Source organism: Blautia sp. AF19-10LB, from assembly GCF_003461245.1.
Lineage (GTDB): Bacteria > Bacillota > Clostridia > Lachnospirales > Lachnospiraceae > Blautia_A > Blautia_A intestinihominis.
Map to the genome: position 1 here is coordinate 45,516 of NZ_QTWS01000024.1, position 20,248 is coordinate 65,763.

Below are 20,248 nucleotides of genomic sequence, written 5' to 3' on the forward strand. Positions count from 1 at the left end.
CTACTTTATCTCCTGCAAAATGGTCTGCTTCAGCTCTTCAATGGCCACTTTGGTATCTGCTGCCGTTTCTCCCAGAAGACTGGCGATCTCATGCACGATCCGAAGCTGTTCCGCCGCCAGTTTATCTGCCATCTGAACTGCCTCTGCCTTGGCACGGTTCTGCTTCTTTTCGCTCTCCTTTTCTCTGGTCACATCTTTCATGATACATAAGATCAGTTTATTCTTCCGGTCATTTGTAAGAACACGTTCTATATAACGTTTCTGTTCATTCAGATAGATACAGTCCTGTACGATCTCCCGGTTAAAAGCGATCATATTTATGATCGGATAATCATCCATGATCTCGCCCACCGCTTTTCCAAGGAGCTGCTTTTTTCTGGAAATATCAAACAGATCATTCGCCGCTTTGTTCATCTGTATGATATTAAGGTCATAATCTACCGTGACCAGAAGTCCCGGCATAGCCTCAATGATAATATTGGCGTAGTCTTCCTGTTTTTCTCTCATATAAGGAATGCACATAGATACTTCCGCTTTGCCCTGGATAACAGCGATCGCCTTTGCCCTGCAGGTGTCATAGCCGCAGGCGCCGCAGTTCAGTTCATCCTCTTTTGTATATTTGCCCATTTCATGCATCACATGGGTAAACTGTTCTTTTGTGATCGCTTTTTCCGGATAGGTTTCCTCCTGCACAAATTTCCTTTCCGGAATCTCCGGCATCTGGATATGATGATCTTTCTGATAATCTACCTGACCGTTTTTCATGGAAAGCTCTCTGATCGCGATCAGCGCATCCAGCAGTTTCTTTTCCTGCTGCAAAGAATAAGCCCCGCCGATACATCCGTTTGTACAGGCGTTCATTTCTATGAAATAATCTGCATAATCTCCTGTCCTCAGTTCCTTTAAGATTTCCTTGCACTGATCTATTCCATCTACCGACAGGTACTTCTGTCCGTTTATCGGCTGCATTGCCTGTATCAGACCTCCGCTTACCGCGGTCATTCTTGAAAGATATACGTCTTTTTGATCCTCTCGTTCTGGTTTTTCCTGGATATCCTTCATCCAGTTATTCAGCTCTCCAAATGTAATTACATAATCCGCGCATGACTGGCGCTCTTTCAGTTCTGACATTACAGAAATACACGGGCTGATGTATACGATAGATGCGTCTGGATATTGCTCTCTTAAATATGCTGCATGCATCTGCTTCATAGAATAAACCGGAGCCAGATATTCTGTCAGATGAGGATATTTCGTCTCGATCAGCCGCACCACCACCGGACAGTTCGATGAGATCACCAGTTTTTTCTGCTGTTGTTCCCGCAGAAGCCTGGTATATTCTTCCTTCATCACAGCTGCTCCCTGCGCCGCGTCAAATGCTTGCCAGAAACCCATTTTTTGCAGATATTTTTCCAGATCACCAATACTGTTCCAGCCATATCTTGCAAGATAAGCAGGATGTACAGACGCGATCACCTTTTTGCCGGACGCAATCACTCTTTGGATAGCCGGGATATCGTCGTGTTCTACCTTTGCGTGCTGAGGACAGACAGCGATACATTTCTCGCAGAGAATACATTGTTCTTCAATGATCTGTGCCTGCTGATTTGTGACCCTGATCGCCTTTACGGGACAGTTGCGGATACATTTATAACAGTTTTTACAATTGGCTGTACGAAACTGCAGGATCGATGTGTGGCTCATAGTGTTCCTCCCCTAAGCTAAAGTCCCCTGACACACTGCCAGAGGACTTCTTTGCTGAAACTTTTATTTATTTTTGCTCTCGTCAAAGATCTTGATCGCTTCTATGATCGTTCTGACGCTGTTCTCGATACCGAGCTTGCTACTGTCGATGCAGAGATTATAGCTCTTGGCTGCTCCCCATTTCTTGTTGGTGTAGTAGTTATAGTAGCTTGCCCTGCTCTTATCGGTCTTGGTGATCATGTCCTTGGCTTCTTTTGGAGATTTGTTGTGTTTGGCTGCAAGACGGTTGATCCGCCAGTCAAGATCTGCATGTACAAATACACTAAAGCAGTCCTTCCAGTCTGCCAGCGCATAATCTGCACAGCGGCCTACCATAACACACGAGCCCTCATCTGCCAGTTTCTTGATCGCATCAAACTGTGCAAGGAAGATCTTGTGGTTCATCGGCATATCCGAAAATCCTGCGGAAGAATATCCAAAAGAATAGGTATCCATGACCAGAGAATACAGAAAACTGTTGGTCGGTTTCTCATCATGATTCTCAAACAGTTCCTTGCAGATACCACTGTCATTTGCGGCATGCTCCAGAAGTTCCTTATCGTAACATTTGATCCCGAAATATTTGGCGATCTCCTGACCGATCTGTCTTCCTCCACTTCCATATTCACGTCCGATTGTGATGATTGAACTTGTACTATTCATAAGCTGTGCACTCCCTTCTGCAAAAACTATAGAAGTATTATACATTATTTTTTCTGAAAATGCCAACAATTTATAATTATTTTACAATTTCCCTAAAATTAGACCAACAATTTGCCAGAAAAGTCTCTTGATTCTTTACTTACGCAATTTATCGAGAAGTTTCTCGAAATACTCCGGAAGCGGTGCCGTAAATTCCAGATATTCCCCCGTCACCGGATGACGGAATCCCAGGATCATTGCATGAAGTGCCTGTCCCTGGAGATGATATGGATTTTTGGATGATCCATACACCGTATCGCCGAGAAGCGGATAGCCAAGGCTTGCCATATGCACACGGATCTGGTGCGTACGTCCCGTTTCCAGGCGGCACTCGATATACGTCGCATTGCCGAAACGTTCCAGGACCTTATAATGTGTCACAGCTTCCTTGCCGTTCTTATGATTGATCGCCATTTTTTTGCGGTCGATCGGATGTCTTCCTACCGGAGCATCAACAGTTCCCTCATCTTCTTTGATGTTCCCCTGCACGACAGCACGATATCTTCGTTTGATACTGTGCTCCTTGAGCTGCTCTGCAAGGTCTCTGTGGGCTCCGTCCTCCTTGCAGATAAGAAGTGCCCCTGTTGTGTCCTTGTCGATCCTGTGCACGATTCCGGGGCGCAGAACGCCATTGATCCCGGAGAGATGCTCACCGCAGTGCGCCATGACTGCATTGACCAGAGTTCCCTCCATATGTCCGGCACTTGGATGCACGACCATATCCTTTGGCTTATTTACCACCATCAGCCATTCATCCTCATACAGGATATCAAGAGGGATCTCTTCCGGTTTGATATCGAGCGGCTGCATATCCGGCACCTGAAGTGCCACCTCGTCACCCGCCCGCGTCTTATAATTTGCCTTTACTACTTTGCCATTTACAGAAACCATCTGGTCTTTGAGAAGTTTCTGCAGATAAGATCTGGAAAAGTCTAGGCATACATCCGCAAGATAGCGGTCAATACGGATGCCGGCTTTTTCCACATCCACTTTAAAATTTATTGTTTCCATAGATTATTTATCCTTTATCTTTGAACTCAGGAATTCAAAGTCTTCATCCTTGTATTTAAAGACTACCAGAAGCACCAGCACGATCCCGCCGCATACCACATAGATATCCGCAATATTAAACACAGGAAAATCGATCAGGGAAAAATAGATAAAATCCACCACATATCCTCGGAACAGCCGGTCAATAAAGTTCCCTGCTGCCCCGCCAAACAATACTGCTCCTGTGAGCAGCAGTGGCAGATAATATCTGTTCTTCGGTATCCTGACAAAGACCCAGATCAGTGCAATGCAGAATATCACACACATGCCGCCAAATAAGAACTGTCTGCCTTCCAGCATGCCAAATGCCATGCCGCGGTTCTCTACATAAGCAAGTTCCAGTACACCTGGTATCAATGAGATACTACTGTGATCCTTCAGGTGCAAAAGAGCTTCATGCTTCGCAACCTGATCCAGCAAAATCAGTACAAGGATCAGTCCGCTACATAGAATTGTAGTCCTTCCTGTGTCAAACGTATCCTGTTTTTTCATTTAAGGATCTCCCTGATTCCCTCCAGCAATTCCTCATCACTTACAGAACGGTCAATAAAACTGTTTCCTATTCCCTTCATCAGCACAAATTTGATCTGTCCCTGTTCCATCTTCTTGTCCTTTTTGGTGACCGCAAGGACTGCTGCCTCGTCAAGACCTTCTGCACTGACAGGAAGATCATAAAGAAGACAGCCTTCTCTGATCCTGTTATATTCTTCTTCTGTGAGGAGCTCTCTCTTCCAGGAAATATAAGCAGCAGCCACAAGTCCGATCGCAACGCACTGTCCGTGCAGCAGCTGGAAATCCTTGAGTTTCTCCACTGCATGTCCCACAGTATGACCAAGATTCAGAAGTGCACGTTCTCCCTGTTCCTTCGGATCACGCTCTACAACACCGGCCTTGATCTCACAGCAGCGGCGGATCATTTTTGCCAGGGCAGCAGTATCGAGGGCACGGATCGCCTCATGGTTTGCAAGCACATATTCATAAAAATCCGCATCACAGATCAGACCTGTCTTAAGTACTTCACCCATTCCGCAGGCAAACTCTACCGGTGGGAGGGATTTCAGTGTATTCATGTTCATATAGACAAGGCGCGGCTGATGAAAAGCTCCGACCATGTTTTTGTACTGGTCAAGGTCCACACCTGTCTTGCCGCCTACACTGCTGTCCACCTGAGAGAGAAGTGTTGTCGGGATCTGGATAAAGTCAATGCCTCGGAGATACGTCGCTGCTCCAAATCCGGAGAGATCGCCTACCACACCGCCGCCAAGCGCAACCACAAGACTCTTGCGGTCAAGCTGATTCTCGATCAGTGCCTTGTATAACTGCTGCACCGTATTCAGGTTCTTGTTTCTCTCACCTGCCTCAAAGACAAAGACAGAGACTCTGGATGCAACCTGCGTAAGAACACGCTTTACTTCCTCTGCATAAAGAGGTTCCACATGGGTGTCTGTCACAATACAGAGATTACGTCCTTCCAGTCCCTCTGTACAGATCGCGTCTGCAAGTCTGTCAAATCCCTCTTCAAAATAGATCGGATAATAAAAATCTCCATTTCTTTTTACCTGTAAAATTTCTTCTGCCATGTCTGCCTCCTCTGTGATTTACTGATAACGGCGCAGCTTCACACTGTTCCGTCCCTTTTTTGTCTGCCGGGAAACTCCGTCAAAGATGAAACGTCCCTTTCCGCGGACTGATATGATATCCCCTTCCTTCGGCTCATAGCCATTGGAAGTGATGAGTTTGCCATTTACAAAAACCTGCCCGTTCTCGATAAAAGAAACCATGCTGCTTCTGGAAGCCTGAAAAGCAAGTGCGATCAGCGCATCCAGACGTACCGAAGAACAGGTTCCTGTGACAAGTGCAAACTGTGGTTCCGGATAATGCTCCGGGTTATCCACAACAGAAACCTTCACCGCAGTATGACGGATCCGATCAAGATTATCCACAAGAAAATCTGCGATCTTGTTGTGGCAGAAGATCCAGGCCGTATGTTCCTGGATCAGAATATCCCCGATCACGGAACGCTCGATCCCAAGGTTTAAGACTGCCCCCAGATAATCCCTGTGGCCCAGGTCCTCTGAAAATTTCCTGGCCTTCGGTTCAACCTTAAGACAGGTGATCGGATATTCCCAGGTAAAAGCAAGAGCATCAGGATGAAACGCTATCATCTGACGCTCTGCTTGCTCATAACCGCCGAAGCATTCCGTCACTACACCAGGAATCTGATTCTTTCGGTTGTTTACGATATTTTGTTCGTTTAAATTAAGGAAATCCGAAAATGTGACAATATCTCTCCGATAAGAAAGATTTGCCAGTTCCCGGATTCTCTTAATGAAAAATTCTTCTTTTTCCATTGTGCATTAATAACCTGCTCTTACAGAAGGAGTAGAAGTGCTTCCAAGAATATTCTGAAGGTCACCTGTGATATCTACACCTTCTGGTCCAAGGATAAAGATATAGCTGGATACTTTCTGAAGGCTTCCACCGAGGGAATAACATGCACCTGATGTAAAATCAATGATCCTCTGTGCAAGTTCTACATCAATACCTTCCAGATTCAGAACAACTGTAGATTTCTCAACGAGAGTATCTGCGATCTCACGTGTATCCTCCATAGAAGACGGTTTGATGACACAGACTTCCATATTTACAGGAAGACTGGATCTTCTGCTGCTTCTCATTGGTGTAATCTTGGAAGAAGTACGTACTGGCTTGTCCTGTTTTGGTGCAGAAGTGGTTTTAAAGGTCTGCTTCGGTGCAGGCTGCTTCACCTCTGCCTTTACTGGCTCTTCTTCCTCATCTTCTTCGTCCTCGTCAAAAAAATCATTCTCTTCTTTCTTTTTGCCGAATTTCTGGAAGAATTTCTTTACCGGTTTCTCTTCATCGTCCTCGTCGTCAAGGAAATCCTCATCGTCCTCGTCAAGAAGTCCTTCATCAAGGAAGTCATCCTCCTCATATTCATCATTCAGCTTTACAACGTCCAAAAGTTTATCTAAAACGCCCATTTCAATCTCCAATCTTATTTGTCCTGTGCCTGTTTTGAGTAATCTCGCTCGCCAAATATTCCAGTTCCAACACGCACCATTGTAGCGCCTTCCTGCACAGCAACCTGATAATCCCCAGTCATACCCATGCTTAAAACACTCATAGTAACATTATTAATGTTTTTGGCCGCAATGTCAACACTTAATTTTTTTAATTGACGGAAAATCGGTCGATTTTCTTCTGGATTTTGTACATAAGGCGCAATTGTCATAAGCCCCTGTATCTTTATATGCGGAAACTTCGCGATAGATTCCACCAGAGGAAGAACTTCTTCTGTTTTAAGTCCAAATTTCGTCTCCTCCTGTGCGACATTGACTTCCAGAAGGATCGGAACGCAGACATCATGCTTTGCAGCTTCCTGTTCAATTGTCTGTGCCAGCCTGAGAGAATCCACAGAATGGATCAGAGCAACTTTGTCCACGATATATTTCACTTTATTTCTCTGAAGATGTCCGATCATATGCCACTGGATATCCTTTGGCAGCTGCGGATATTTGTCCGTGATCTCCTGTACTTTATTTTCTCCGAATACTCTCGCACCTGCATCATATGCTTCCTGAAGCATATGAACCGGCTTCGTCTTGCTGACTGCGATCAACGTTACTTCCTTTGGATCGCGTCCTGCTGCCTCGCATGCTGCTTTAATATTTTCTCTGACCTGATTCAGATTCTCTGTTACCATAATATCAGCCTCCTTAGCTTATACAACTTTTAATATAAAATTTCCTGCTCATCTACCTTATCGGCATTTCTGACAATATGATCATATCTGGAAAGCCCGTAACGAGTCTCTCTGGATATAATTGCGTATTCCTCATTCTGATCCAGGATCTGAATCCGTCGGAAAACAGCATATCCCTGATTGATACAATATGTACCTTCCAGAACTCCAACCTCTCTTATCACATATTTACTCTGATTCTCTGTGTCGACTGCCACATCTCCCTCTTTAAAATTACTCATATCAATATAATAGATACTTCCCGGAGACTCCTCTTCTTCTGTACTTTCCAGTTCATCTTCTCCGTAAACAGTCGCCTTGACAAACTTCTGTGTCGTATTTCCATTTTTGTCCGTGCTCTGGATCATAATTCCTGATTCCTGATCTTTATTCACTGTCAGGTATGCAGAAGGAATCTTATAAAATTCCTTTGTTACAATCGAAGACAACGGGATCTTAAGTCCTGTAACCGTGTTAGTTACCAACTCAATCTCAAGAAAGCGGTCTGCCGCGTAACGGATCAGACCTTTGTTAAAATCTATTTTTCCATATTTTGCTTTGTCAATTTCCACAATACTGAAATCTCCGCTCTGTGTCATTCCATCTTTCATAAATTTGACACGAACAGAAGTACGATCCTTCAGTTTTGCTGCCTGCTTGCCGCTGAGCGGTATCAAAAGACTCCACCGCTCATCCGTTACCAGCGTGTACATATTGTCACCCGCATTAACTGTTCCCTGGTTCTTAAGATCTGTCTCATGATATGCGGTCTGGTCAAAGTCCTCTGCTGTAAGGTTTTCCAGGCTTTTTCCTTCATATCCGTCGACAGAATACAACACAATCCCGTCCGTATCTGCCTTGCTCAGTGTCTGACCGGCATAAGATGCTGTCGAAACTGCCGGCACACTGTCTGCACTTTCATCAGAAGAATCTGATGATGCAGAAGAAACCGTCGCAGTACTACTTCCCGGGGCCTGTGCATACTGAAGGATATCTCCCTCCAGTTCATATTTAAAACTATATGTACTGTTGAACCTGCTGGAATTAAATCCTTTGGAAAAGCTGAGCATATTACTGCGAATCTGTGAAAGCTGCTCTGCACTCAGTTCCGATGTGGTTTCTGAAGGCTGTGTACTGCTGATGCCATAAACAGCTCCGCTGGCATTGATCTTACTTCCCTCTCTTGCATAATAACTCACATATCCACTGGTCTCTGCCTGGTGAACAGACTCTTCGCGAAGTGCAAGCCCTGTATAAGTTTCATTTCTTGACAGAGGTCCTGAAATGACCAGATACGATTCAATATTCGTAGAAGTCAGATACAGCACAGCACTGAACAACATATAAATCAAAAGACACCCAAATAACATAGTGCCTATATTCAACCCAAAGATCTTTCGAATCTTCGAAAGAGAACCTGGATGATTACCGGAATTTTTCTGATTATCAGGCACAAAAAATGCCTCCTTTATATCAATCTTTGTATTTTGCATCCATCATTGTACCATTTTCATCCTGCAATGACAAGAAAAAGCAGATAATTTCTTGATCTGTCAGGAAATCTCGAACGTATTTTCCGAATATCTGTTTGCTATTTTGTCCAGACTGTGCTATACTAAATTTGTGTATAGTAAAGTATCGTGAACCTGGAGGTATATCTATGGCTTATGGCAGAATCAGTAAAAAACAGCAGGAGATTCTGGATTACATCAAAAACGAAATCCTGAACAGAGGCTTCCCTCCTGCCGTAAGAGAAATTTGTGAAGCAGTTCATCTGAAATCCACATCTTCCGTACATTCTCATCTGGAAGCCCTGGAGAAGAACGGTTATATCCGCAGAGATGCGACCAAACCAAGAGCAATTGAGATCATTGATGACAATTTTAACCTTGTCCGCAGAGAGGTTGTTAATGTTCCTCTCATCGGCACCGTAGCAGCAGGTCAGCCGATCCTCGCAGTCGAGAATATCGAGACGTATTTTCCTGTTCCGGCAGAATTCATGCCGAATGAGCAGAGTTTTATGCTCCGCGTCAAGGGTGACAGTATGATCAATGCCGGGATCTTCGACGGAGATCAGGTTCTTGTGAAACAGCAGGCGTCTGCAGAGAACGGAGATATCGTTGTTGCACTCGTTGAGGACTCCGCCACTGTAAAGACTTTCTATAAGGAAGACGGCTACTATCGTCTTCAGCCGGAGAACGATTCCATGGATCCGATTCTGGTTCAGGATAATCTTCAGATTCTCGGCAAAGTCTTTGGTGTATTCCGCTTCTTTCAGTAAGGATCGATCTTTCCTGTGCTTTGAATAATTTTATGCATAACTAAAGCTCCGGACTGTTTTTGATCCGGAGCTTTAGTATTTGCTTTATTTGTTTACATAATATATTTATGGTAAATTATTTCAAAAACTCTTCCACATCGACTTCTTTTCCATCTCTCCAGATTCTCTCCAGATCATAGAAAAGACGGTTTTCTTCATCAAATACATGGATGATCAGATCACCGTAGTCCATAAGGATCCAGTTGGAACCTCTTGTTCCCTCGACCTGTTTCGGCTCATAGCCGGCACGTCCGAGCTGTTCCTCTACGTTGTCTACCATTGCCTGTACCTGATTTAAGTTACTTCCGCTTGCAATCACGAAATAATCTGCGATCACGGAAACCTCATGGATGTCGATCACTTTGATATCGATCGCTTTCTTCTCATCCATGGCTTTGCAGGCAAGACGTACCATTTCCAGTTCTTTGTTCATAGCTTCTATTCCTTTCTGCATCAGGCCTGTGTTTTATCCCCAAACCTGGTGTTATGCAAATCGCTGTAAAATTCAAATGCTTCTTTTGTTGCAGAATCGACGTCCTTCGGATTTTCTTCAAGGTAGGAAAGTGTATCCTTGAGAATCTCGTACATGCACTCATCCAGATCCTCAAAAGCAAGTTTTCTTACTTTGGTGAGATTTGGTGCTTTGTTTCTCGCCGGCTCAATGTAGTCTGCGATATATACGATCTTTTCCAGAAGAGACATGTCTGGTCTTCCGGTTGTATGATAAGTAATGGAAGAAAGGATCTCTTTATCCTTGATTCCATACTTGACTTCTGCAACATATGCCCCTAATTTTGCATGAAGAAGAAACGGATGTGTTTTTTCAAACTCTGTAACCGGAATTTTATGTTCTTCACACATCTTAAGCTTTTTCTTGTTTGGAATGCATTTGGCACTGTCATGAAGAAGCCCTGCAGCCTGTGCATCTTTGAGGTCATATCCATGGACCATCGCCAGGGATGCGCAGGTATACATCACACCAAGGGTATGTGCATATCGGTCTTCATCAAGATATTTTGCCAGTTTCTTCTGCATTTTTATGAAATCATAATCTGCCATCTTTACGTTATCTCCCTCTGTCGGAGTCAGATCAGGTATCATCTCAGACGGATGATAGATCTGATTCTCCTCAATATAATTTACAACTGCATCCGGCACATAATAGCGGATACTCTTGTCTTCCTGATGCCACTGACGCAGAAGCTGACTGGAAATGTCGATATTGAGCGTCTCCAGTCGGATAAAACATCCTCCATACTGCTTTGAGAGATACGTCATCTCCTGATCCAGATTTTTTACAGGCACGTGGTCTCTGGTCGCAACAACGATCGTACACGCCTGGCAGATCCGGGCAGGCTCCATCCAGGTTGCAAAGTTATACAGAGAATCGGCTCCTATAATAAAGTAATAATCCGTATCCGGATTCTGTTTCTTAAGGGTCTCCAGAGTACAATAGGTATAGGTAAATCCCTCTGCATTCATCTCGATCAGAGAAAGTTCAAAGTGCGGGTTTCCCTGGATCGCCAGATTCACCATCTCAACTCTCTGTTCATCAGATGCCCTTCCCTTACGGTTCCTCTTGTGCGGAGGATTCCCGGCCGGCATAAATAAGATCTTGTCAAGTCCAAGCTGTTCGTATGCCTTCTCTCCAAGGATCAGATGTCCGACATGGATGGGATCAAACGTTCCTCCCATGATGCCGATTTTTTTTCGTCTGTTCTCCATACCTGTTCCTCCCTGATGTTACGGAAGAATGATCTTTTTCTTTTCTTTCTTGCCTTCGCGGTACAGAACGATCTTTCGTCCGATGACCTGTACGACCTGGGCATGTGTTCTTTCTGCCAGAACCTCTGCCATCTGACGCGGGTCATCCAGGCAGTTCTGAAGTACACTGATCTTGATCAGCTCTCTTGCTGCAAGTGCTTCGTCAACAGCCGCTGTGTTTTCCGGTGTGACAGATCCTTTGCCAAGCTGCATGATCGGTTCCATTTTCATTGCAAGCCCTTTCAGGTATGCTCTCTGTTTGCTTGTCATATTTTCAGACCTTTCTATTTGTAATAATCAAAGTCAAAGCCGTACATACGGACTGTGTTTCCTTCTTCGATACCAGCTTTTTCCAGTTCCTCAAGGATTCCGCCTTCTTTGAGGAAACGCTGGAAGAATGCGAAGCCTTTCTCGGAATCGAGGTTGGTATATCCGAGCATCTTTTCGATCTTCGGTCCCTCTACGATGAAGATCTCCGGATCATCCGGATCTCTCTCTACTGTAAATGGAAGATTCTCTGCAAACAGTTCGTCCTCCGGGAAGAATTCCTGTTCAAATACGATCCTCTCTGCCGGTGCGCTGTTCAGAAGCTCTTTGATCCCATAAATGAGTTCCTTAAGCCCCTGACCTGTTACTGCTGAGATCGGGTAAACTTTGATCCCCTGTGGTTCAAATTCTGCTTTGAGACGGTCGATCGGATTTTCCTCTCCGTCGTCAAAAATGCAGTCGATTTTGTTTGCCGCAATGAGTTGCGGTCTTGCTGCGATCTCCGGATTGTATGCTTCCAGTTCCTTGTTGATCTTATGGATATCGTCCACCGGATCACGGCCTTCTGTAGATGCAGCATCTACGATATGCACAAGGACACGGGTACGCTCAATGTGTCTCAGGAATTCATGTCCAAGACCAACACCCTCAGATGCTCCCTCGATCAGTCCCGGGATATCTGCGATAACAAATCCGCCATTCTCAGTATCTACCACACCAAGGTTCGGACTCAGTGTTGTGAAGTGATAATTGGCGATCTTTGGCTGTGCATTGGTGACTCTGGAAAGGAAAGTGGATTTGCCGACATTCGGGAATCCTACAAGTCCTACGTCTGCGATCACCTTAAGTTCCAGAAGAACTTCCAGCTCCTGTGCAGGCTGTCCCGGCTGTGCATACTTCGGAACCTGCATGGTTGCTGTCGCATAATGCTGGTTTCCTTTGCCGCCTCTTCCTCCTTTGAGCACGATCTGTCTGCGGTTTTCACCGGACATATCCGCAATGACCTTGCGTGACTGTGCTTCCATGATAACGGTCCCTTCTGGAACTTTGAGGACGATATCATCGCCGTCAGCTCCGTGGCAGCGTTTCTTGCCGCCTTCCTGTCCGTCCTGTGCCTTAAATTTTCTCTTATGACGGTATTCTCCAAGCGTATTCTGACCTTCGTCCACTTCGAAGATCACGTCTCCGCCTCTTCCTCCGTCTCCGCCGTCAGGACCGCCATTCGGCACGTACAGCTCTCGGCGGAAGCTTACATGTCCATCTCCGCCTTTTCCTGAACGGATGATAATTTTTGCTCTGTCTGCAAACATATATGTCGCTCCTCTTTTATTTTGAATTCAAAGAAAGGCTCCAAACCTGAACGATTTGAAGCCTTACGCTGAACTTGATTATTCTGCCTCTACCGGAACGATAGAAACCTGTTTCTTATCGCGTCCTTTTCTGGTGAATCTTACTACACCATCTGTCAGTGCAAATAATGTATAGTCTTTACCGCAGCCTACATTTTCACCTGGGTGAATCTTTGTTCCACGCTGTCTGTAAAGGATGTTTCCAGCTTTAACAAACTGTCCGTCTGCTCTTTTGGCACCTAATCTCTTAGACTCGGAGTCACGGCCGTTCTTTGTAGAACCAACACCTTTTTTATGTGCGAATAACTGAAGGTTCATTTTCATCATGTCATTACACCTCCCTGACTTTTACTTTTAAATAACGTTTTGAATAACTATGCTCAATTTCTGTCAGTCCGAGAACAAGGGAATCCATCAGAAGAGTTCCCCCTTCTGAAATCGGTTCGGTAAAAGTGAAGGATACGAAGCCGTCACTCTCCTCTGCCTCTATATGATCTTTCGTCAGCTGATCCAGAGAATTTACCGTGTTGATTACGAGAGTGGAGACAGCGGCACATATGATGTCGTATCCCTCTTCTGCGTATCCGGCATGTCCTTTGGATGTAAAACTGATATAGGAATTGTTCTTCTTACTGACTGTCACTGTAATCATGCAAACACCAGATTAAGCGTTGATCTTTTCGATTTTAACTTTAGTGAACTGCTGTCTGTGACCGTTTTTCTTGTGATATCCAGTTTTTCTTTTGTATTTGTAAACGATAACTTTTTTAGCTTTTCCGTTTTCAACTACAGAAGCGGTAACACTGGCATTGGCTACATCTGCTCCAACTTTTAAACCTTCGTTGCTAACTGCAAGAACGTTATCAAAAGTAACGGTTTCACCAGCTTCAACACCGAGTTTCTCAACTCTGATTACGTCGCCCTCGGCAACTTTGTACTGTTTACCACCTGTTGCAATAATTGCGTACATCTGTGGCACCTCCTATGAACTTTACTCGCCAGATGTGGTGGGATGAAGATTTTTTAGCAAAATCTCATGCTCTTAAACCTCTCTGTGCGGCATCTTCTGTATAATAGCATGATGTAGTTTATTCGTCAAGTGTTTTTTTCTAAAATTTAAAAAAATATTAAAACCGTGCGAGGGGGACGATCTCGGAGTTGCGAACGGCCGAATTTCCCCCTCGCGCCCCCCTTTTTGGCCACCGCTAAAACCGTCGTTTGAGGGACGCGGAAGGCGCTGTGCTGTTCCGCTAGGAATTATAAGTTTACATAATTTTAATTATGTTAACAATCCTTCAAATAATGATGATAGGGATTGCTTCTATATTAATTGTTTATTGTCACTGCTGCTGTTGATGTAGGTCTCTTAGGTCTTCTATTAGTGGGCGGCGGACTTTTTGGCGGGTCATTTCTAGGATGTGCAGTGGGGTGATGTCTATTGCTTTGCATTTGACTGGGTCTTTGCGTAGTTGTTTCTGGAGGACGTGGAAGAGTTCGTCCTGGTGGTCGAGGTTTTGCATGTTGATGAAATCAACTAGGATGATGCCGGAGAGGTTGCGGAGGCGGATTTGGCGGGCAATTTCTGTGGCGGCTTCTAGGTTGATCTTTCGGTAGGTTTCTTCAGCTTTTTTCTTGGCGGTGTATTTTCCGCTGTTTACGTCTATGGAAACGAAGGCTTCGGTTTGTTGGATGACTAGGAAGCCTCCGCTTTTGAGCCAGATTTTTTCGTGGCGTACTTCATCGATTGCGGATTCCAGGCTGTATAGTTTATATAATGGAAGGAGTTTGTCCTGGTATAAGTTCAGGATTTGTAGTTTGTCTGGTTGGAATTCGCTTAGGTACTCGGAAATTTTTTCGTAAATGGCTGGGATGTCTGTAACGATCTCATCGAGATCGCGTGTATAGATGTCGCGGACTGCTGCCAGGTAGAACGATTCTGATTCATATAAAAGGCTGTAGCAGGTGCGGTTTCGGCCGTGGAGGGCTGTTTTTTCGTACTGCTTTTTCAGAAGGTTCAGTTCGTGGAGGAATTCTTCCTTAGTGGCTTCGGCGGCGTTGGTGCGGGCTATGAGGCCGTAGGGGCGGTCTGGGAGGTTTCGTTCTTCTTCCAGCCATTTGTTCAAAAGGCTGCCCTCTTCTTTGGAAAGTTTGTTGGAGAAGCCTATTTTGCGGTTGCCGGTAGTGAGGACGAGGTATTTGCCGGAAAAGTTCAGGTTTGTAGTCAGGGCTGGGAGTTTCCCTTTCATGGCTTCGCGGTTGATCTGAACCAGGAGCTGGTCGCCAGGGCGCAGGGGCTGGTCTGACTTACGTCCGTCTGCGTAAATGGCGTTTGTGCACTGATTCAGTGGAAGGTAGCCGTTTACGGAATCGCTTAAACGGACAAAAGCCGCCTGGATATTGGCGGCAATGTTTTCGACTTGTCCTACATAAATGTTGTTAAGAGTGTTTTTCTTTCCGGACGGCTCCAGACGAAGTTCTACGACCTTCTGGTCTCTGAAGACTGCACAGACAGTACAGAGTACTTCGTCAAGGAGTATTTCCGTAATGATCAGCTTATTCAACTTCTTCACCTAATGCTTCCATAGAAATAAGTTTCCGGTGTTCTTCATCGCCTTTGTTGGCATAGATCTCGCGGCGTTCGATCATGTATGCGAACGGAAGTGGCTCCTCTCCCATCCATCGAAGGAAAGTGTCCATGACAAGTTCCGGTTTGGTGTAGTTGGAACTTGCAGAAGCGAGCTGCATGAAAACTCCCTCGCCGTCGAGATGCATTTCATAAATATACGGACGGATGTCTATGGTTTTTTCACTGCGCTTTGTTTTCTTGGTCACAATGATCTCTTTCTGGGAAAGAAATTCGTCCAGTTTCTCTCTCCAGGATGCAGCAGGTTCTTTTCCCTCACGGAACTGTACGAAATAGTCAGCTGCTGCCACCAGAGCCATGGCTGTGCTTGCCTTGCCATCCTCTACCTGACGGGCAGAACATACAGAAACGCCGTCCACCATGACTGCATTCAGACGTTCCTCGATCTCTTTTGTCGGAACAGTCTCTGTCAGTTCCATGTCAAAATATTCCCCGAGACTGGTAGTTCCTACACCAAGAGGTGCTGCAAAGGACATGATCATATGCGGGCTGTATCCGCCGGAAAAAGCAACCGGCAGTTCTGCACGGCGGATCGCTTTCTGGAAATAACGCATAGTATCCAGATGTCCTACAAATTTCATATGACCGGTTTTTGCAAATTTAATTCTTACTTTCACAGCACACACCTCCTTTGTATTTGAGAACGCCACAGCCGGAACATTTCTGACGGCAGTTCGGTGTTACAGTCTCTGCTTTTGCCTGCTCCCACTCGCGGATCAGGAACTTCTTGGTCACGCCTGCATCAATGAAATCCCATGGAAGGATCTCATCTGTGCTGCGTTCACGAAGGGTATAGAATTCGATATCCACACCTGTTTCTTTGAAAGCTTCTTTCCAGATATCATAATGGAAACTTTCGGACCAGGCATCATAAAGGGCACCTTTTTCGTATGCTTTGAGAATGACTTTGGAACAGCGTCTGTCGCCTCTTGCAAGGAATCCTTCCAGAACGGTGACATCCGGTTCATGCCAGTTGTAGCGGATGCTTCTCTGGTTCAGCTGAGAGCGGATCTCATTTTTGACAACTTTTGCTTTCTCAATAAAATCTTCCTCACGGAACATCGGAGCCCACTGGAACGGAGTGAACGGCTTCGGAACAAAGAAAGATGTACTGACATTGATCTGTACCTTTCCTCTTCGCTGTTCTTTCGGAACGACTTCATAATAAGTTTCTGCGATCTTCTGGGCAAGATGTGCAATTCCCTTCATGTCATCCTCTGTTTCTGTCGGAAGTCCGAGCATGAAATAAAGTTTTACCTGATTCCAGCCGCCCTTGAAGGCCTCGCCGGCACCGTGAAGGATATCTTCCTCGGTAAGTCCCTTGTTGATCACATTACGAAGACGCTGAGATCCCGCCTCCGGAGCAAAAGTCAGGCTGCTTTTCTTGACATCCTGCACCTTGCTCATGACATCCAGGGCAAAAGCATCGATTCGAAGAGACGGCAGGGAAATATTGACTGCCTCATCACGGAATTCATCGATCAGGAAGTTTACGATTTCTTTGAGCTGACTGTAGTCACTGGAGCTCAGAGAACTTAAGGAAATCTCCTCATGCCCGGTATTCTTGAGCATGATCCTTGCAGATTCCTTGAGAGTCTCCACGTCACGCTCCCTTGTCGGACGGTAGATCATACCCGCCTGACAGAAACGGCAGCCTCGGATACAGCCACGCTGGATCTCCAGTGTGACACGGTCCTGTGTCGCCTTGATATGTGGAACGACCGGTGCTTCCAATTTGTTGTAGTCTCTGTCCATATCGATGATGAGCTGTTTTTCTACTTTTTCCGGCACATCTGCATGCTTTGAACGGAAGGATTCAATCGTACCGTCTTCTTTGTAGGTAACTTCATAGAGAGACGGCACATAGATTCCCGGAATCTGTGCAGCTTTCAGAAGGAAGTCCTGCCTGCTGCCGCCGGCTTTCTTATTTGCCTTATATGCGTCAAACAGAGCGCCATAAACAGTCTCTCCCTCTCCAATATAAAAGAGGTCAAAAAACTCTGCCAGTGGCTCTGGATTATAAGCACATGCACCGCCACCGATCACGAGCGGATCATCTTCGACACGTTCTGCTGCCCGGAACGGAATTCCACTGAGATCCAGAAGCTGAAGTACATTGGTATAACACATCTCATATCCGAGAGTGATCCCAAGGAAATCAAACTCCTTTACCGGATCCTGGGACTCCAGAGTAAAGAGCGGGATCTTCTCCTCACGCATGATCTTGTCCAGATCCGTCCACGGAGAAAAAAGACGCTCACACCATACGTCGTCTCTTTTATTAAACATATCATATAAGATCATCATGCCGAGATTTGACATACCGATCTCATACACATCCGGGAATGCCATCGCAAAGCGGATATCTACATCATCTTTGTTTTTCATGACTGCATTGACCTCGCCGCCAATGTAGCGCGCGGCCTTGTCGATCTGCAGCAGTATCTCATCGCGTAATGCTAATTTTCTCATAGTTTTCCTTTCACTTTTTGAAGCAAAAAAATAACCTCACTGTTTCAGGGATATGTGAGACCATTTTAATACATTGTAATAATGACTGTTAACAATGTTTTTTATTATAAACAGATTATCAAAGAAGTGCAAGTGTTCCTTTTCATATCTTATTTTTAAAACTTAATCTTACCCCTTTGTATGATTATAAAATTACTCTTTCAGAATCGAAAGACTTCCTTCACGCAAAACACCTTCCGAAACCTGCGGTTGCCAGAAAGAATTATCAAATACAATTTTGGAGCAATTACATCCGGTGTTTCCGAGAATATGCTCCAAATCAATATTGCTTGCACCATAGACCAACCGTCCTAACTTCACCCAAACCATTGCGCCACTGCACATAAAACATGGTTCGCAGCTGGAATAAAGAGTATATTCATGCAGATCAGTAATTCCAGTCTGTGCACAAAACTCTCGGATCAGTCCTGCTTCTCCATGAAATGTTGGATCGTGTTTTGTATAAATTTGATTCTCATTGCTAAATACAATTTCGTCATTCTTGACAAGCACAGCGCCGAACGGCTCGTTACCATGTTGAACTGCCAATTTTGACAGTTCAATAGCCTTTTTCATAAACATTTCATCTTGCATTTTCATTTGATATACCTCTTTTCTGTATGCGGTAATCCCTGTTACCATTGTTCTTAGCAAACTCTAGTATACAGGTAAATCCACGTTGCTACAAATGTGGGGTCACTTCACATTATCTAAAACATATTGCGATAAGTCAAAATTACAATTTTCACACTTTAATTGATATAATATTCAACAACTAAACAAGGAGGCCATTTAACCATGAATAATGTAAAAATTCTATGTATCGCAGGCAGTATCGTACTCGGTAGTATATTGCTATCCGGACAAGCTTTTGGCAAAGCCCCCTCAGATCTAATCACCCTTTCCGCCCCTAAGGAGCCTGAGGGGCAACATGTATCTTATGATATAGATGGTTCCGGCTCTTATTATGACAGTGAGTCAGATACAACTTACTATTTTGTCAAGGGGATTGTCACTTCTTATTCTAATCATACCAAAACCTTTTCACTGACTTCCGACGTCGGTGAAACTTATGAGTTACCGGCAGATACGGATATTAATATAACCGACTATCTCAACACAGAAGCACATATATGGTACTCAGAAGACTCTCAAAAATACTTAAAATTACTTGCGTTCTCTCCTCAAATTTTTTGGGAACATATTAATGAGCTGGAATCAGATGAACAAATTCCGGATGGTGCCACAGAAATTGATGGGACTCTTTCAAAATATATCTCTTTCTGGTTAACAGAAGATAAAATAGATGTTACTCTCTTATTTGTTGAGGACAACGATGGAAACACTCATATATATGCAGAGGATAACACATGCAATAATTGTAATAGTTCTGTTTTTGGCAAAACAATCGGCGACTATATCAAGTTATATGAAGATATGCATTTAAATTCTCAAGTATATGATGATTTTAATGTTGCATATCTTATATCAGAAGCATCATCTTGACTTACCCAAATGTCTGGTTGAGAACCTGATGTTTTTTACATCAAACATATCATATATTTTAAATGCCGCAGCCAATATTTTCAAAGGTTGCGGCATTTTTGACTTAATTTTTCTTTCAAACATGTTGCTTCTTCTTTTGACTGCTGCAAATATGTTTATGTCACAAATTCAAGCAATATTCAGCACTTACTATTTATGTAAAAAATCATTTCAGAAATTGATATATTTTTTTCTTTTCTCTGTTTACATATTGACGGCTAAAGTGTAAGAAAGATGCGATTTCACTATCTGACCACCCTAAAATCAAGTATTTTAAAATAGTCCTTTGGTTTGAAGTCATTTTTAAGGTTATATTTTTCAGATCAAATGCTAATTCCACAGATGAATAATCCGCTCTATAGCTTTCTTGTAAATCACCTTCATTATCCATATATGCACATTCGTATTTTTCTTTTTTTAAGTTTTTTTTGCATATGATTTTACTAAAGGTTCCATTATGCAAAGAAAGCTTTGCATATATTTTGAATCATTTTTTGCCTGTATAACCAAATCTTTATATCCCTGCATCATATGCATATTCCGCAAGAACTGCGCATCCGTTCCGGAGGAACGGAGCGCCATTCCGCTTC

At 44.2% G+C, this 20,248-nt stretch carries 23 protein-coding genes and 1 pseudogene; 2 read left to right on the forward strand and 22 right to left on the reverse strand.

Annotated elements, in window-relative coordinates; translation table 11 throughout:
• The 9 genes from DWX28_RS13245 to DWX28_RS13285 form a co-directional block, all read right to left on the reverse strand.
• Positions 1 to 1,704 (reverse strand): [Fe-Fe] hydrogenase large subunit C-terminal domain-containing protein, encoded by a 1,704-nt coding sequence (locus tag DWX28_RS13245; protein ID WP_118252956.1) that lies wholly within the window; start codon positions 1,702 to 1,704, stop codon positions 1 to 3.
• 63 nt (positions 1,705 to 1,767) lie between these two features.
• The gene (locus DWX28_RS13250; RefSeq protein ID WP_118252959.1) at positions 1,768 to 2,406 is read right to left on the reverse strand and encodes a cytidylate kinase-like family protein; all 639 of its coding nucleotides are present in this window, start codon (positions 2,404 to 2,406) and stop codon (positions 1,768 to 1,770) included.
• 135 nt (positions 2,407 to 2,541) lie between these two features.
• A complete protein-coding gene (locus DWX28_RS13255) occupies positions 2,542 to 3,456 on the reverse strand; it encodes an RluA family pseudouridine synthase (protein WP_118252962.1) in 915 nt (304 codons plus the stop codon).
• Between the two features lie 3 nt (positions 3,457 to 3,459).
• The gene (gene lspA / locus DWX28_RS13260; RefSeq protein WP_022215017.1) at positions 3,460 to 3,987 is read right to left on the reverse strand and encodes a signal peptidase II; all 528 of its coding nucleotides are present in this window, start codon (positions 3,985 to 3,987) and stop codon (positions 3,460 to 3,462) included.
• A complete protein-coding gene (gene aroB, locus DWX28_RS13265) occupies positions 3,984 to 5,075 on the reverse strand; it encodes a 3-dehydroquinate synthase (protein ID WP_022215018.1) in 1,092 nt (363 codons plus the stop codon). The genes lspA and aroB overlap by 4 nt, the downstream gene beginning before the upstream one ends.
• Positions 5,076 to 5,093: 18 nt before the next feature.
• Entirely contained in the window at positions 5,094 to 5,846 is a 753-nt protein-coding gene (locus DWX28_RS13270) for a YlmH family RNA-binding protein (protein WP_022215019.1), read from the reverse strand.
• Positions 5,847 to 5,852: 6 nt separating this feature from the next.
• Positions 5,853 to 6,497, reverse strand: coding sequence for a cell division protein SepF (locus DWX28_RS13275; protein WP_022215020.1), 645 nt, complete (start codon positions 6,495 to 6,497; stop codon positions 5,853 to 5,855).
• A gap of 14 nt (positions 6,498 to 6,511) precedes the next feature.
• Entirely contained in the window at positions 6,512 to 7,219 is a 708-nt protein-coding gene (locus tag DWX28_RS13280; RefSeq protein ID WP_022215021.1) for a YggS family pyridoxal phosphate-dependent enzyme, read from the reverse strand.
• 29 nt (positions 7,220 to 7,248) lie between these two features.
• Positions 7,249 to 8,712, reverse strand: coding sequence for an HlyD family efflux transporter periplasmic adaptor subunit (locus tag DWX28_RS13285; RefSeq protein WP_022215022.1), 1,464 nt, complete (start codon positions 8,710 to 8,712; stop codon positions 7,249 to 7,251).
• Positions 8,713 to 8,918: 206 nt separating this feature from the next.
• On the opposite strand from DWX28_RS13285, the gene lexA reads away from it, so the two are divergent.
• Positions 8,919 to 9,539 (forward strand): transcriptional repressor LexA, encoded by a 621-nt coding sequence (gene lexA, locus DWX28_RS13290; RefSeq protein WP_022215023.1) that lies wholly within the window; start codon positions 8,919 to 8,921, stop codon positions 9,537 to 9,539.
• Positions 9,540 to 9,654: 115 nt separating this feature from the next.
• Here the strand turns inward: lexA and rsfS are convergent, their stop codons facing one another.
• From rsfS to DWX28_RS13350, 12 genes and pseudogenes are all read right to left on the reverse strand, one after another.
• Positions 9,655 to 10,011, reverse strand: a complete 357-nt coding sequence (gene rsfS, locus DWX28_RS13295; protein ID WP_118252978.1) for a ribosome silencing factor — start codon at positions 10,009 to 10,011, stop codon at positions 9,655 to 9,657.
• A 20-nt stretch (positions 10,012 to 10,031) separates the two neighbouring features.
• The gene (yqeK, locus tag DWX28_RS20585; RefSeq protein WP_118252981.1) at positions 10,032 to 10,637 is read right to left on the reverse strand and encodes a bis(5'-nucleosyl)-tetraphosphatase (symmetrical) YqeK; all 606 of its coding nucleotides are present in this window, start codon (positions 10,635 to 10,637) and stop codon (positions 10,032 to 10,034) included.
• 42 nt (positions 10,638 to 10,679) lie between these two features.
• Positions 10,680 to 11,303 (reverse strand): annotated as a pseudogene (gene nadD / locus DWX28_RS20590) (nicotinate-nucleotide adenylyltransferase); the annotation flags it as partial.
• Positions 11,304 to 11,321: 18 nt separating this feature from the next.
• Entirely contained in the window at positions 11,322 to 11,612 is a 291-nt protein-coding gene (gene yhbY / locus DWX28_RS13310; RefSeq protein WP_022215026.1) for a ribosome assembly RNA-binding protein YhbY, read from the reverse strand.
• 14 nt (positions 11,613 to 11,626) lie between these two features.
• Entirely contained in the window at positions 11,627 to 12,919 is a 1,293-nt protein-coding gene (obgE, locus tag DWX28_RS13315; RefSeq protein WP_022215027.1) for a GTPase ObgE, read from the reverse strand.
• A gap of 78 nt (positions 12,920 to 12,997) precedes the next feature.
• Positions 12,998 to 13,285 carry a 50S ribosomal protein L27 gene (gene rpmA / locus DWX28_RS13320; RefSeq protein WP_005422790.1) on the reverse strand — a complete coding sequence of 96 codons (288 nt, stop codon included), beginning with the start codon at positions 13,283 to 13,285 and terminating at the stop codon, positions 12,998 to 13,000.
• A gap of 4 nt (positions 13,286 to 13,289) precedes the next feature.
• Positions 13,290 to 13,610, reverse strand: coding sequence for a ribosomal-processing cysteine protease Prp (locus DWX28_RS13325; RefSeq protein ID WP_022215028.1), 321 nt, complete (start codon positions 13,608 to 13,610; stop codon positions 13,290 to 13,292).
• 12 nt (positions 13,611 to 13,622) lie between these two features.
• The gene (gene rplU / locus DWX28_RS13330) at positions 13,623 to 13,928 is read right to left on the reverse strand and encodes a 50S ribosomal protein L21 (protein ID WP_005422792.1); all 306 of its coding nucleotides are present in this window, start codon (positions 13,926 to 13,928) and stop codon (positions 13,623 to 13,625) included.
• A gap of 370 nt (positions 13,929 to 14,298) precedes the next feature.
• On the reverse strand, positions 14,299 to 15,528 hold the full coding sequence (locus DWX28_RS13335; RefSeq protein WP_243002435.1) for a ribonuclease E/G: 1,230 nt from the start codon (positions 15,526 to 15,528) through the stop codon (positions 14,299 to 14,301).
• On the reverse strand, positions 15,512 to 16,219 hold the full coding sequence (locus DWX28_RS13340; RefSeq protein ID WP_022214773.1) for a TIGR03936 family radical SAM-associated protein: 708 nt from the start codon (positions 16,217 to 16,219) through the stop codon (positions 15,512 to 15,514). Before DWX28_RS13340 ends, DWX28_RS13335 begins: the two co-directional genes overlap by 17 nt.
• Positions 16,203 to 18,074 (reverse strand): TIGR03960 family B12-binding radical SAM protein, encoded by a 1,872-nt coding sequence (locus DWX28_RS13345; RefSeq protein ID WP_022214774.1) that lies wholly within the window; start codon positions 18,072 to 18,074, stop codon positions 16,203 to 16,205. The genes DWX28_RS13340 and DWX28_RS13345 overlap by 17 nt, the downstream gene beginning before the upstream one ends.
• 192 nt (positions 18,075 to 18,266) lie before the next feature.
• Positions 18,267 to 18,713, reverse strand: a complete 447-nt coding sequence (locus DWX28_RS13350; RefSeq protein ID WP_330417667.1) for a nucleoside deaminase — start codon at positions 18,711 to 18,713, stop codon at positions 18,267 to 18,269.
• A gap of 198 nt (positions 18,714 to 18,911) precedes the next feature.
• Here DWX28_RS13350 and DWX28_RS13355 point away from each other — a divergent pair, with 198 nt between their 5' ends.
• Positions 18,912 to 19,619: a hypothetical protein gene (locus DWX28_RS13355; protein WP_118252965.1), complete on the forward strand. Its 708-nt coding sequence runs from the start codon at positions 18,912 to 18,914 to the stop codon at positions 19,617 to 19,619.
• Positions 19,620 to 19,824: 205 nt separating this feature from the next.
• On the opposite strand, the gene DWX28_RS19300 is transcribed toward DWX28_RS13355, so the two are convergent.
• Positions 19,825 to 20,049 carry a helix-turn-helix domain-containing protein gene (locus DWX28_RS19300; protein ID WP_147342108.1) on the reverse strand — a complete coding sequence of 75 codons (225 nt, stop codon included), beginning with the start codon at positions 20,047 to 20,049 and terminating at the stop codon, positions 19,825 to 19,827.
• Between the last annotated feature and the right edge of the window lie 199 nt (positions 20,050 to 20,248).

What these genes read in the sequence shown, in the direction of transcription:
- DWX28_RS13245 (WP_118252956.1), bottom strand. Translation starts at nt 1,704, where the DNA reads ATGAGCCACACATCGATCCTGCAGTTTCGTACAGCCAATTGTAAAAAC.
- DWX28_RS13325 (WP_022215028.1), bottom strand. Translation starts at nt 13,610, where the DNA reads ATGATTACAGTGACAGTCAGTAAGAAGAACAATTCCTATATCAGTTTT.
- rsfS (WP_118252978.1), bottom strand. Translation starts at nt 10,011, where the DNA reads ATGAACAAAGAACTGGAAATGGTACGTCTTGCCTGCAAAGCCATGGAT.
- rpmA (WP_005422790.1), bottom strand. Translation starts at nt 13,285, where the DNA reads ATGATGAAAATGAACCTTCAGTTATTCGCACATAAAAAAGGTGTTGGT.
- DWX28_RS13270 (WP_022215019.1), bottom strand. Translation starts at nt 5,846, where the DNA reads ATGGAAAAAGAAGAATTTTTCATTAAGAGAATCCGGGAACTGGCAAAT.
- aroB (WP_022215018.1), bottom strand. Translation starts at nt 5,075, where the DNA reads ATGGCAGAAGAAATTTTACAGGTAAAAAGAAATGGAGATTTTTATTAT.
- lexA (WP_022215023.1), top strand. Translation starts at nt 8,919, where the DNA reads ATGGCTTATGGCAGAATCAGTAAAAAACAGCAGGAGATTCTGGATTAC.
- DWX28_RS13350 (WP_330417667.1), bottom strand. Translation starts at nt 18,713, where the DNA reads ATGAAAATGCAAGATGAAATGTTTATGAAAAAGGCTATTGAACTGTCA.
- DWX28_RS13280 (WP_022215021.1), bottom strand. Translation starts at nt 7,219, where the DNA reads ATGGTAACAGAGAATCTGAATCAGGTCAGAGAAAATATTAAAGCAGCA.
- DWX28_RS13255 (WP_118252962.1), bottom strand. Translation starts at nt 3,456, where the DNA reads ATGGAAACAATAAATTTTAAAGTGGATGTGGAAAAAGCCGGCATCCGT.
- DWX28_RS13275 (WP_022215020.1), bottom strand. Translation starts at nt 6,497, where the DNA reads ATGGGCGTTTTAGATAAACTTTTGGACGTTGTAAAGCTGAATGATGAA.
- yqeK (WP_118252981.1), bottom strand. Translation starts at nt 10,637, where the DNA reads ATGGCAGATTATGATTTCATAAAAATGCAGAAGAAACTGGCAAAATAT.
- DWX28_RS19300 (WP_147342108.1), bottom strand. Translation starts at nt 20,049, where the DNA reads ATGGATAATGAAGGTGATTTACAAGAAAGCTATAGAGCGGATTATTCA.
- lspA (WP_022215017.1), bottom strand. Translation starts at nt 3,987, where the DNA reads ATGAAAAAACAGGATACGTTTGACACAGGAAGGACTACAATTCTATGT.
- obgE (WP_022215027.1), bottom strand. Translation starts at nt 12,919, where the DNA reads ATGTTTGCAGACAGAGCAAAAATTATCATCCGTTCAGGAAAAGGCGGA.
- DWX28_RS13345 (WP_022214774.1), bottom strand. Translation starts at nt 18,074, where the DNA reads ATGAGAAAATTAGCATTACGCGATGAGATACTGCTGCAGATCGACAAG.
- DWX28_RS13250 (WP_118252959.1), bottom strand. Translation starts at nt 2,406, where the DNA reads ATGAATAGTACAAGTTCAATCATCACAATCGGACGTGAATATGGAAGT.
- yhbY (WP_022215026.1), bottom strand. Translation starts at nt 11,612, where the DNA reads ATGACAAGCAAACAGAGAGCATACCTGAAAGGGCTTGCAATGAAAATG.
- rplU (WP_005422792.1), bottom strand. Translation starts at nt 13,928, where the DNA reads ATGTACGCAATTATTGCAACAGGTGGTAAACAGTACAAAGTTGCCGAG.
- DWX28_RS13355 (WP_118252965.1), top strand. Translation starts at nt 18,912, where the DNA reads ATGAATAATGTAAAAATTCTATGTATCGCAGGCAGTATCGTACTCGGT.